Origin of the sequence: Pseudomonas sp. JDS28PS106 (assembly GCF_036706555.1) — a bacterium.
Classification (GTDB): domain Bacteria; phylum Pseudomonadota; class Gammaproteobacteria; order Pseudomonadales; family Pseudomonadaceae; genus Aquipseudomonas.
The window spans coordinates 208,465-220,797 of record NZ_JBAJGT010000005.1 but is presented as its reverse complement, the minus strand read 5'-3'; the positions used below and the strand labels follow the sequence as shown (position 1 = coordinate 220,797).

Annotated in this window: 9 protein-coding genes; 5 read left to right on the top strand and 4 right to left on the bottom strand. The window is 62.6% G+C overall.

The genetic code is table 11. The annotated features are described in order from the left end of the window. Positions 1–158: 158 nt before the first annotated feature. Together TRP66_RS10330 and nadC are read right to left on the bottom strand one after the other, a co-directional pair. Positions 159–1,253, bottom strand: a complete 1,095-nt coding sequence (locus tag TRP66_RS10330; protein ID WP_333401560.1) for a TIGR00266 family protein — start codon at positions 1,251–1,253, stop codon at positions 159–161. A gap of 53 nt (positions 1,254–1,306) precedes the next feature. Further along, the gene (gene nadC, locus TRP66_RS10325; protein ID WP_333401559.1) at positions 1,307–2,155 is read right to left on the bottom strand and encodes a carboxylating nicotinate-nucleotide diphosphorylase; all 849 of its coding nucleotides are present in this window, start codon (positions 2,153–2,155) and stop codon (positions 1,307–1,309) included. Between the two features lie 339 nt (positions 2,156–2,494). On the opposite strand from nadC, the gene TRP66_RS10320 reads away from it, so the two are divergent. From TRP66_RS10320 to ampE, 3 genes are all read left to right on the top strand, one after another. Continuing rightward, complete coding sequence (locus TRP66_RS10320) at positions 2,495–4,732, top strand: DUF1631 domain-containing protein (RefSeq protein ID WP_333401558.1); 2,238 nt, start codon at positions 2,495–2,497, stop codon at positions 4,730–4,732. A gap of 161 nt (positions 4,733–4,893) precedes the next feature. After that, positions 4,894–5,442: a 1,6-anhydro-N-acetylmuramyl-L-alanine amidase AmpD gene (gene ampD, locus TRP66_RS10315; protein WP_333401557.1), complete on the top strand. Its 549-nt coding sequence runs from the start codon at positions 4,894–4,896 to the stop codon at positions 5,440–5,442. A gap of 16 nt (positions 5,443–5,458) precedes the next feature. After that, positions 5,459–6,295, top strand: a complete 837-nt coding sequence (gene ampE / locus TRP66_RS10310; protein ID WP_333401556.1) for a regulatory signaling modulator protein AmpE — start codon at positions 5,459–5,461, stop codon at positions 6,293–6,295. Positions 6,296–6,404: 109 nt separating this feature from the next. Here ampE and TRP66_RS10305 read toward each other — a convergent pair whose 3' ends face one another. Together TRP66_RS10305 and cra are read right to left on the bottom strand one after the other, a co-directional pair. Beyond that, positions 6,405–7,184 (bottom strand): TatD family hydrolase, encoded by a 780-nt coding sequence (locus TRP66_RS10305; protein ID WP_333401555.1) that lies wholly within the window; start codon positions 7,182–7,184, stop codon positions 6,405–6,407. 2 nt (positions 7,185–7,186) lie between these two features. Further along, complete coding sequence (cra, locus tag TRP66_RS10300; RefSeq protein WP_333401554.1) at positions 7,187–8,173, bottom strand: catabolite repressor/activator; 987 nt, start codon at positions 8,171–8,173, stop codon at positions 7,187–7,189. Between the two features lie 349 nt (positions 8,174–8,522). On the opposite strand from cra, the gene ptsP reads away from it, so the two are divergent. Both ptsP and pfkB read left to right on the top strand, forming a co-directional pair. Further along, positions 8,523–11,387, top strand: a complete 2,865-nt coding sequence (gene ptsP, locus TRP66_RS10295) for a phosphoenolpyruvate--protein phosphotransferase (protein ID WP_333401553.1) — start codon at positions 8,523–8,525, stop codon at positions 11,385–11,387. Beyond that, complete coding sequence (gene pfkB / locus TRP66_RS10290) at positions 11,387–12,328, top strand: 1-phosphofructokinase (RefSeq protein WP_333401552.1); 942 nt, start codon at positions 11,387–11,389, stop codon at positions 12,326–12,328. Before ptsP ends, pfkB begins: the two co-directional genes overlap by 1 nt. The last annotated feature ends 5 nt before the right edge of the window (positions 12,329–12,333 follow it).

Sequence of the window (12,333 nt, the reverse complement as noted above, 5' to 3'; positions counted from 1 at the left end):
GTGCGCTTATCTAGACGACACTTCTGTAGGAGCGGCTTTAGCCGCGAAGCAATCGGCCAGATGATAAATCTGTTGCGTCTGGACAATTGATCGCGGTTAAAACCGCTCCTACAAGATTGGGCGTGGTCGAGCCCGATACACTGTGGAGCATTGATCGGTCAGCGCTCGCTACGAGCGACGCCACCGGGCGTTGCCGCCAACATGCGTCCGGCCAAGCGCGAGAAAGGCAAGCTCTGCAGCCATACCGTGCCTGGACCAGTCAGTCTGGCGAAGAATACGCCTTCGCCACCGAACAGCATCGATTTGATGCCGCCGACCGTGCGGATGTCGTAGTCGACGTTCTGGGTCATCGCCGCCAGACAACCGGTGTCCACGTCTAGCGCTTCGCCCGGCGCAAGCTCGATCTTGCGAACCGTGCCGCCCATGTGAATGAACACCCAGCCATCGCCTTCGAGCTTCTGCAGTACGAAACCCTCTCCACCGAACAGGCCGGTGAGAATCTTCTTCTGGAACTGGATACCGATGGATACGCCCTTGGCGCCTGCCAGGAAGCTGTCTTTCTGGCAGACCAGCTTGCCGCCGAAGTCCCGCAGGTTCAGCGGCAGGATGGTGCCGGGGTAGGGGGCCGCGAACGCAACCCGGCCCTTGCCGGAACCTTGTTGCGAAAACACCGTGGTGAACAGACTTTCACCGGTCAGCAGGCGCTTGCCTGCGCCAAGCAGCGATCCCAGCAATCCTGAAGACTGCTGGCTGCCGTCGCCAAACAGCGTCTCCATCTGCACGTCGCAGGTCTTGTACATCATCGCGCCAGCTTCGGCGACGGCGCTTTCGCCGCGGTCCAGCTCCAGCTCCACGAACTGGGTCTCGCTGCCGAACAGTTTGAAATCCACCCCGTCGGTGGCTGCGGCCGAGCCATAGCCGCTGGAGGCGTCCGGCGTGGGATTAAACGACGGGCGCCTGAAGCCGGCGGAGGCGGGGGGTGTTGAAGCGGGCGCCGAAGATGCAGTCGAGGTGGCCTGCGCCGGCAGGCCAACGGGCCGGGGCTGAATCATGTCGGGCGTCGGATCGGGGAATGGGGTTACGCCGTCCTTCTTGACCGCCCGTACTTCGGGGACCTGGTAGATGGGTTGCCAGTCGGCCATGCCCTGCTTCCAGCACCAGGAGCCTGGCGCTTCCCGGGCGATCAGTCGGGCTGCCGCAGCATCCATCGGGCCGAGCTGCTTGCCGGCGTTTGTTATGAACCACTCTTGCACGACGTTTCCTCCTGAATCGGGCCCGCTCACGCGTGCCCGGTCTGGCGTTTGAGTCAGATGCTCAAGCGCATCGACAGATCCACTGCCTTCACGTCTTTGGTCATGGCACCGATCGAGATGTAATCCACCCCGGTCTCGGCGATGACCCGCAAGGTGTCGTCGTTGATCCCGCCGCTGGCTTCGAGTTTGGCCTTGCCACCGGTGAGTCGGACGGCTTCACGCATGTCATCCAGACTCAGCTCGTCGAGCATGATGATGTCGGCTCCAGCATCGAGCGCCAGGCGAAGCTCGGCGAGGTTTTCCACCTCGATTTCGACAGGCTTGCCGGGCGCGATCCTGTGCGCGGCTTCGACGGCCTCGGCGACGCCACCACAGGCTGCGATATGGTTTTCCTTGATCAGAAACGCATCGTACAGCCCGATGCGATGGTTATGACATCCGCCGCAGGTGACCGCGTATTTTTGCGCAAGGCGCAGGCCGGGCAAGGTTTTGCGGGTGTCCAGGAGTTTGACCTGGGTTCCGCTCACCATGTCGGCGAAGTAGCGGGCACGCGTCGCGACCCCGGACAGCATCTGCAAAAAGTTGAGCGCGCTGCGTTCGCCGGTCAGCAGCGAGCGCGCCGGGCCTTCCAGATGAAACAGCGCCTGATCAGGGCTGACACGGTCCCCGTCCATCACCTGCCAGTGCACCGCTACCCGCGGATCGAGCTGGCGGAATACTGCGTCAACCCAGCCGGTGCCGGCGATGACAGCGTTATCCCTAGAAATGATCGTAGCCTTGGCAAGTCGTTCTGCCGGTATCAGTTGGGCGGTGATGTCGCCGCCACCCACGTCCTCAAGCAACGCGCGACGCACGTTGGCCTCGATTTCGGCGGTCAGGGCAGCGATTTGTAGATTCGGCATATACGGCTCCACTCACAAAGTAGGCCGAGTATAAGTCAGGTCAATAGCCTTACACATACGCGGGCGCAAAGGTGTATGACTCGTGAAACGTGCTGTTGGTCGGTTTTGTTCGGAGCGATGCGACGGAATGCCTTTTTCGCTGTCTATCTCGACACATCTGGCGTATTCGCCGATTCGGCTGTCAGCAAAGTCCTGCTGGCGCTCAGCACGCGTTCTGAAGATAATTCGCCTTGGATTTGACGTCATAGGTTTGACGTAGCAAATGACCAGGGTCGCTGACTGGCGAAGGTTGCAAGCCGCGCGTGTGATGGAATCAATGAAGTTTCTGTCGGGGGTTTGATGCAGAACGACGAAAAAGTGGTGCCGTTGAGCAAGGCGCTTCCGGGCCAGGGAACCAATCCGCCATTGGCCCGGCTGCCCGTCGTATTGTTGCAGGTGCGTGACAAGGCCGCACAACAGCTCAAGGACGCCCTGCAGGCACTGTTCGACAATGCCGACGACACGCTGTTCGAGATGGCCGATCGCGCCGCGAGCAATACCGACCAGAACACCTTTTTCGAGGCGATGCGGGATCTGCGTCTCAAGCGGAAGAGCATCGAACGCGGCTTTCTCGACAAGTTTTACGAAGCATTTCTCGCGCTCGGCCAGTACCAGATCACCGAACCTGTGTTGCCGTCGGCCGTGTCGTTTGACAAGCTCGAACTGGTCCACAACGACGAGCTGGAGAAGACCGTCGCCGTGGATGCCATGGTTGCCAAGGTCATGACCCGTGACAGCGTTGCGCTCAGCCAGCTGACTACCCGTCTCAACGAACTGGTTCCCCAGCCCATCACCAATGACAGCAACCCGCTGGCGCCGGCAATGTTGTGCAATTTCTTCCTGCAGGCCGGGCGCAGCCTGGGCGTGGGTATCAAGGTCAAGCTGATCATTCTCAAGCTGTTCGAGAAGTATGTTCTGGCCAACACCGACCATCTGTATGGCGAGGCCAACCAGCTGCTGGTGGCCACCGGCATCCTGCCTGAATTGAAGGCGTTGCCGGCGCGTCGCTCATCTGACCGTCCGACTCCGCGTCCGCGCGCTTCGGAGCTGTCGGAGCCTGCGCTGGCCGAGGCCGCGGACAAGCTCGACAAAGGCGTGATGGAAGTGTTCTCCGCGTTGCAGGAACTGTTGCTGCAAGTGCGCGGCAACCTGACCCCGCGGCATGAACCGGATGCCGAAGTCCGGCCGATTTCCAGCAAGGACCTGATGCGTTTGCTGTCGCATTTGCAGCAGTATGTGCCGTCCCAGGAGGCGGGGGACGACTTCGATCTGCGTCATCAGCTTGAGCAACTGCTGACGCGGGTCAGCGTGAAGAGTGGCAAATCCCGTAGCTTCGGTGCCGGGGACGAAGACGTCATCAACCTGGTCGCCATGCTGTTCGAGTTCATCCTGGACGACCGCAATCTGCCGCCTTCACTGCGCGCCCTGATTGGCCGCCTGCAGATTCCGATGCTCAAGGTCGCTGTTCTCGACAAGAGCTTCTTCAGCCGTGGCAGTCATCCAGCGCGAAGGCTGCTCAACGAAATCGCCACCGCCGCGCTGGGCTGGGGCGGGCGCGACGATTACCAGCGCGATTCGCTATACCTGCGTGTCGAACAGATCGTGCAGCGTCTGCTGAATGATTTCGTCGACGATCCAGCGATCTTCTCCGATCTGCTCGCCGATTTTCTGGCCTTCACCAGTGATGAGCGGCGCCGCAGCGAATTGCTTGAACAGCGTACCCGTGACGCCGAGGAAGGGCGGGCACGCGCGGAGCTGGCGCGGCAGCGAGTGCAGCAGGAACTCAACCAGCGTTTATTGGGCAAGACCCTGCCCGAGGCGGTGGTCCGCTTGCTGCAGGAAGCCTGGAGCAAGGTCCTGCTGCTGACTTGCCTCAAATATGGTGAAACGTCGGCCGAATGGCAGGCCGGGCTGGACACCATGGACGACCTGATCTGGAGTGTTGAACTGCATCATGAGCCGCAAGCGCGGCAACGCCTTCTGGAACTGGTGCCGGGCCTGCTCAAGGCCTTGCGCGAGGGGCTGGCGAGCGCTGCGTTCGATCCGTTCGCCACCAGCGAGTTTTTCAGTCAGCTGGAGTCTCTGCACGTCCAGGCCTTCCAGCATTTCTCTCGCATGCAGGACGAAGCGGACTCAGGCGCATCCCTGTCGGATGGCGCGGGCGAAGGGCCGGCCATGATGGCAGTGGTGGAAGAAATCGTACTCATCGGGCCGCAAGAACAGTTGAGCGAGCCGGCGCAACAGCTTCCCGAAGACGATCCCGGTCTGCAGATGGTCGACAAGCTGCGTGTCGGCTGCTGGGTCGAAATCCTCGAAGACGAAGACCACAAGCTGCGCTGCAAACTGACCGCTATCGTCGAGCCGAGCGGTCGCTACGTGTTCGTCAATCGTACGGGCATGAAGGTGCTGGAAAAGACCCGCACGGGTCTGGCTATCGAGTTTCGGCGCGGCGCTATCCGGATTCTGGACGACGCGTTGCTGTTTGATCGCGCGCTGGCGTCCGTCATCCACAATCTGCGCAAGCTCAAGGGAGCCTGATTCCGGCCCTGTCGCTCAATGGGGTCGGAACACAAGGATGTGGCCCGTATCAGGCTTCCCGATTCGCCGTTTCTTACAGCGGCTGTCCATCGACACCTCGCCCGACGCGCCCCATCGTTGGCATACTTGCTTTCATCACTTTCTGGTTTTCAAGGACCCCTATGCAGCTGGACTCTGCAAGCGGCTGGTGCGATGGCGTGCGGCATTGCCATTCTCCGAATTTCAACTCCCGGCCCGCGGGCGAGATATCGCTGCTGGTCATCCACAACATCAGCCTGCCGCCCGCGCAGTTCAAGACCGGCAAGGTACAGGCGTTCTTTCAGAACCAGCTCGATGCGGACGAGCATCCGTATTTCGCGGGCATCGCCGAACTCAGGGTTTCAGCGCATTTTCTGATCGAGCGTGATGGCGAGGTCACTCAGTTCGTCTCTTGTCTGGACCGCGCATGGCATGCGGGGGTTTCGTGCTTCCAGGGCCGCGAGGCGTGCAACGATTTTTCGGTGGGCATCGAACTCGAGGGCACTGACGAAGAGCCGTTTACCGAAGCGCAGTACGTGACCTTGATAGAGTTGACCCGTCAACTGCGCGGTGCCTTCGCAGCCATTACTCCGGACCGAATCTGCGGCCATAGCGACATTGCGCCAGGGCGCAAGACCGATCCGGGGCCGTATTTCGATTGGGCACGCTTTCGGGCGGCCGTGCAGGATTGAGAGTGAGGATCTGGCAATGAGTTTTCTGGTGTTGCTGCTTGTGGTCTGGGTGGAGAAGTTCTCCGCGCTTCGCCACCGGATTCAGAGGGATGGCCCGTGGTTGGCCGAATTGCACAAGATGGAGGCACGCACCGGCACCGCCGGTCACCCTTGGCTGGTGCTCGCCGTTCTGGTTCTGCTACCCATCGTGCTGCTGCAATTGGCCCTTACCGTCATAGGCTCGGTCGCCTATGGCTGGTTGAACCTGCCGATTCATCTGCTGGTGCTGATCTTCAGTCTCGGAAGAGGCGATCTGCTGGCTTCGCTCGGCCCGTTCCGGGATGCCTGTCGACGCGACGACACCCAGGCGGCGGTGCATGTCGCCGAACGCGATATGGGCGTCATAGCCGATAACGCGCGGCAGCTGGTGCAGGGCGTGCGCCGCTTCATGCTTTGGGAGGCTTACCAGAGTTTCTTCGCGGTGATCTTCTGGTATTTCCTGCTCGGGCCGGTCGCGGCCCTGGCGTACCGTCTGCTGGCACTGGCCGCGGAGCACGGCCGCACGCCTTGCCTGATCGAGCGCGCTACACAGTTGCGTCATGCCTTCGACTGGGTGCCGGTGCGGCTGCTGGCCGCCAGCTTTGCACTTGTAGGCAATTTCGTGGCGGTGAGTCGGGTCATGCTGCACGAACTGCTGAACTGGAACATCAGCGCCGCCGAGCTGATCACCCGCATTGGCTGCAGCGCCAGCGAAGTCCCGGCTCCGGAAATGGGCGCGCAGGGCGTCGCGGGCCTGGACATGCTATGGGAGCTGCTCGTCCGCGCCGCAATCGTCTGGTATGCAGGGTTTGCACTCTGGACGCTGCTGGTCTGAACTTGCCTGCCCTGAATCCTGGCAACGTGGGGTGTCCGTTCAATCCATCGCGGATAAATCCGCTCCTACGGGGCTGAGTGCCGTTCGTAGGAGCGGCTTCAGCCGCGACTCAGGTCCAGCCGAACAATTCGCAGGCGTTGCGGGTGCTGGCCTCGGCCAAGTTCTGTGGCTCGACACCGATCAAGGCTGCCAGCGCCTCGCAGATGGCCGGCAAATGCTCCGGGCTGTTGCGTCTGTCGGGGAACATCACCGGCGCCATGTCCGGGGAGTCGGTTTCGAGCACGATACTGTCGAGCGGCAGTTCCGGCAAGACCCGATGCATGCGCAGCGCTTGCGGCCACGTCGCGGCACCGCCCAGGCCCAGTTTGAAGCCTAGCCGGATGTACTCCCGCGCCTCTTCGCGGCTGCCGGCGAACGCGTGCACGATTCCGCGGCGCGGCAATTTGTAGCGTTTGAGGGTCGCGATCATATCGGCATGGCTGCGTCGCACATGCAGCAGCACAGGCAGTTCGAAATCCGCCGCCAGTTGCAGCTGCGCATCGAGAAACGCCTGCTGGCGCGGGCGGTCAGGGTTGGCGACGTAATAATCCAGGCCGATCTCACCGACAGCGCACAATTGCCGGTGGCCTTTGAGCCGTTCCAGCCAGTCGCGCAGCTCGTTCAGATGCTCAGGCTGGTGTTCTTCGATATAAACCGGGTGCAGGCCCAGCGCAGCATGCAGCATCGGGTTTGCTTCGACCAGGTCCCATACCCGTTGCCAGTTGCGCTGGTAGACCCCGAGCACCACTGCATCCGCCACGCCCAGTCGGCGGCAGTTATCGAGCACCTGCGGGCGGTCGGCGTCGAAATCGTCGAAGTCCAGGTGCGTGTGGGTATCGACCAGCCTCATCGCTACGCCTCGTGAATACGCTGCTTGAACGTGCGCACAATGGCATGCACGCCCGGCTGATATTCATCCTTTTCAACGGCCGCGAGCGCCAGTTCCAGGGCTTTGTCGGCGATCAGCTGATGCTGCTGCGCCATTGCATTGACCGGCAAGGGCAGGAAGTCCAGCAACTGGGTGTCGCCGAACGTACCCAGGTGCAACTGCGCTCGCTGGCTTTGCAGGACATCGAATACGCCCTGCAACAGCACGTAGGACGTGGTGATCAGCGCATCCGGAAGGTGGCCCAGCCGTTGCAGCTGATCGTTCATCAGACGTTGACCCCACTGGCGACTGAAGGCTTCGCCGTGCTCCACGATGACAGTACCGCTGAAACCTTCCAGCGCATGCTGAAAGCCTTCGGCCCGGGCACGGCTGATGCTCAATTCGGGGCGTGCCCCGAGCAGCACGATATGCTCGGGACGGGGTTGCAGCAGACTACGGGTCAATTGCAGGCTGGCGTCATGATCGTCGCTGACGACCGAGCAGAAATGCTCAGCGTCCATCTCCCGGTCCAGAGCGATGATCGGCATGCCTTTGTCCTGCAACTCCCGATAGCTCATGTCGGAGGTCGGCAGACAGCTGGCAACCAGCAGCGCATCGCAGCGACGCGCACGGAACAGTTGCAGCAATTGCAGTTCGCTGGCCGGCTCGTCATCGGAACTGGCGATCAGCAGCTGATAGCCGTGGGCCCGCGCGCCCTGTTCCAGCAGCTTGGCGATCCGTGCATAGCTGGGGTTTTCCAGGTCGGGGAGGATAAAACCCAGGGTCCTGGTATAGCGGCTGCGCAGTCCGGCCGCTTGCGGGTTGGGCCGGAAGTCATGCTGTTCCACCACGGCGCGAACGCGTTCCACGGTCGCCGGGCTGATGCGCTGCTGTTCAGCCTTGCCGTTGATGACATAACTGGCAGTGGTGACGGAAACACCCGCCAGACGAGCAATGTCGCTGAGTTTCAACCCGTTAATTCCTTATTGCTGTTTTTCCAAGTCTCTACGAGCGCCGGACAGTGTCGCCGATCGAGCACCTGTTTACACCAGACCACTGAATATCCCCAAGTGCTCGGCCTATATTTGCGAAGTCTCCTACAACCGTCGGACCGCTCGGGCTTCAACCCGCGAGCAGAATCGAGTAACGTGCCCGACATTGTAGATTAAACGATTCAGCAGCCTGATTTTCCTTGCTGTAATCGACATGAATGCACAGTCGCATGTTTATGGCATTCATCACCTAAGCTGTCGATCACCGGTGATCGATATCAAAACAAGAATCGGGCGGCGCTTCGGTGCCGCAGGAGTCAAAGGCAACATGCTCGAACTCAAACTGGAGCAAATATCCATGGCCCGGTCGGCGGTGGATAAGACTGCCGCACTGCAACTGCTCGCGGACCATCTGGTGGCCGACGGGCTGGTCGCGCCGGGATACCTCACGGGCCTGACCCAGCGCGAGCAGCAAGGCTCGACATTCCTCGGCCAGGGTATCGCGATCCCTCACGGCACGCCTGAGACTCGCGATCTGGTTTTTACCACCGGCGTGCGCCTGATGCAGTTTCCCGAAGGTGTGGACTGGGGCGACGGGCAGATCGTCTATCTGGCGATTGCCATCGCGGCCAAGTCCGACGAACACCTGCGCCTCCTGCAATTGCTGACCCGCGCCCTGGGCGAGGGTGATCTGAGCCAGGCATTGCGAGACGCGCAGAGCGCCGAGGACCTGCTGCAACTGTTGCAGGGCGCGCCTCAGGAATTGGCGCTCGACGCGCAAATGATCAGTCTCGGTGTGTCGGTCGACGATTTTGAAGAGCTGGTCTGGCGTGGCGCGCGCCTGCTGCGCAAGGCCGACTGCGTGAACAATGGTTTCGCTGCCGTGTTGCAACAAGTCGAGGCGCTGTCGCTGGGCGACGGTCTCTGGTGGCTGCACAGCGAACAGATGGTCAATCGCCCAGGACTGGCGTTCGTGACGCCCGACAAACCCATGCGCTATCTGGGCCAGCCGCTGACTGGCCTGTTCTGTCTCGCCAGCCTGGGCGAGGCCCATCAGACACTGCTCGAACGCCTCTGTCTGCTGCTGATCGAGGGGCGTGGCCACGAACTCGGCCATGCGACCAACAGCCGGGCGGTGCTTCAGGCGCTGGGCGGCGAGCTGCCAGCCGAATGGCCTACGCAGCAGATCGTGCTGGCAAATGCCCATGGCCTGCATGCGCGCCCGGCGAAGATCCTGGCGCAACTGGCGAAAGAGTTCGAAGGCGAAATTCGCGTCCGGGTTCTGGAGACCGGTGAGAACGCGGTCTCCGCCAAAAGCTTGAGCAAGCTGCTGAGTATGGGAGCGCGTCGCGGCCAGACCCTGGAGTTCATCGCTGAACCGACCATCGCACAGGATGCGCTTCCCGCGTTGCTGGCCGCCGTCGAGCAAGGCCTCGGCGAGGAAGTGGAACCCTTGCCGGTCGGTCAGCCGGAGCCTGCCCAGTCCGTTCAGCCAGCCGTGAAAGCCGTCGCGGCGCCGCTACCGGGCAGCGTTTTGCAAGCGGTCGCTGCATCGCCGGGCATCGCGATGGGACCTGCGCATGTGCAGGTTTTGCAGACGTTCGATTATCCCGCCGAAGGCGAATCGGTTGCCGCCGAGCGTGAGCGGCTTGACCGCGCCCTGACCGAAGTGCGCCAGGACATCGAAACCCTGATCCAGCGCAGCACTGCCAAAGCCATCCGTGAAATCTTCATCACTCACCAGGAAATGCTTGACGATCCTGAGCTGGGTAGCGAAGTGGAATTGCGCCTGAACAAGGGCGAGAGCGCCGCGGCGGCCTGGGCACGAGTGATTGATGCGGCTGCTTCGCAGCAGGAGCAATTGCAGGACGCGCTGCTGGCGGAACGGGCGGCCGATCTGCGCGACGTCGGCCGGCGCGTGCTGGCGCAGATCTGCGGCGTGCAGACCGTTGCCGCGCCAAATGAGCCTTACATTCTGGTCATGGATGAAGTCGGTCCGTCCGACGTGGCGCGTCTCGATCCGGCGCATGTCGCCGGCATCCTGACCGCACGCGGCGGCGCCACCGCGCACAGCGCGATCGTTGCCCGGGCGCTGGGCATTCCCGCGCTGGTCGGGGCAGGCGATCAAGTGTTGCTGGTCGAGCCAGGCACTTCGCTGCTGCTCGACTGCCAGCGCGGCCGCCTGACCGTAGCGCCGGACGACATGACCCTGCGACGCGCAATACAGGACCGCGACGCGCGCGAACAGCGCCTCAAGGCGGCCGCCGAGACTCGCCTTGAGCCGGCGGTCACCCGCGACGGGCATGCGGTGGAAGTCTTCGCCAATATCGGCGACAGCACCGGAACCGCGCTGGCGGTGGAACAGGGCGCCGAAGGCGTCGGCCTGCTGCGCACCGAACTGCTGTTCATGGCGCATTCGCAGGCACCGGACGAAACGACCCAGGAAGCCGAATATCGTCGCGTGTTGCGCGATCTTGGCGGCCGTCCGCTGGTGGTTCGTACTCTGGACGTCGGTGGCGACAAACCGCTGCCGTACTGGCCGATCGACAAGGAGGAGAACCCCTTCCTCGGCGTTCGGGGCATTCGCCTGACCTTGCAGCGTCCGGACGTCATGGAGAGCCAGCTGCGAGCGCTGCTCCGCGCGGCCGACAGCGGACCGCTGCGCATCATGTTTCCCATGGTCGGCACCCTGGAAGAATGGCGCCAGGCGCGGGAGATGACCGAACGCCTGCGGCTCGAAATTCCGGTCAGCGATCTGCAACTGGGCATCATGATCGAAGTGCCGTCCGCAGCGCTGCTGGCGCCGGTTCTGGCCCGCGAGGTGGACTTCTTCAGCATCGGCACCAATGACCTGACCCAGTACGCCCTGGCCATCGACCGCGGCCATCCGACCCTGTCGGCGCAGGCCGATGGGTTGCATCCGGCGGTGTTGCAACTGATCGACATGACCGTGCGCGCGGCCCACGCCAATGGCAAGTGGGTCGGTGTCTGTGGCGAACTGGCCGCCGACCCGCTGGCCGTGCCGGTGCTGGTCGGCCTGGGAGTCGATGAGCTCAGCGTTTCGGCGCGCAGCATCGGCGAGGTCAAGGCGGGCGTACGCGAGCTGACCCTGAGCGGCGCTCGGCAACTGGCGCAGAACGCCTTGATGGCGGGCAGCGCCGGCGAAGTTCGCGCACTGGTGGAGGCTCTCTGATGGCCAGGATACTCACGCTGACCCTCAACCCCGCGCTGGACCTGACCGTGCAACTGGACCGGCTCGAAACCGGCGAGGTCAACCGCAGTCAGGCTATGCTCACCCACGCGGCAGGCAAGGGGATCAATGTCGCCCAGGTGCTGGCCGACCTCGGACATGACCTCACCGTCTCGGGTTTTCTGGGCGCGGATAATCAGCAGTCGTTCACCCGGCTGTTCGAGCGCCGTGGCTTTGTTGACGCGTTCATCCGCGTGCCGGGCGAAACCCGCAGCAATATCAAACTGGCGGAAGCCGATGGCCGGATCACCGACGTGAACGGACCGGGGCCGGTGGTCAGCGAAGAAGCCCAGCAGGCATTGTTCGAGCGGATCGAATCAATCGCGGCCGCTTTCGACCTGGTGGTGGTCGCTGGCAGCTTGCCGCGCGGCGTGGCGCCGGAATGGCTGCACAAGCTGTTGGTCAAGCTCAAAGCGCTGGGGCTGAAAGTTGCGCTGGACACCAGCGGTCTGGCCCTGCGCGCCGGTCTGGCCGCCGGTCCCTGGCTGATAAAGCCCAATACCGACGAACTGGCCGAGGCGCTGGGTGCTTCCGTCAGCTCGTTGACGGCGCAGGCCGAGGCCGCGACGCGTTTGCGCGCTGAAGGTATCGAACACGTCGTGATATCCCAGGGTGCCGACGGCGTGCACTGGTTCAGCTCAGGGATCGCCTTGCACGGGCTGCCGCCCAGGGTCAGCGTCGCCAGCACCGTGGGCGCCGGGGATTCGCTGCTGGCGGGCATGATCCACGGCCTGCTGAGCGGCCATGAACTGCATCAGACCCTGCGCACTGCCACGGCCATTGCCGCCATGGCCGTCACCCAGATCGGCTTCGGCATTACCGATGCCGAGCAACTCCAACGGCTCGAGAGCGGTGTCACCGTGCGCAGCCTGGCGGAAGAATAAGAGAG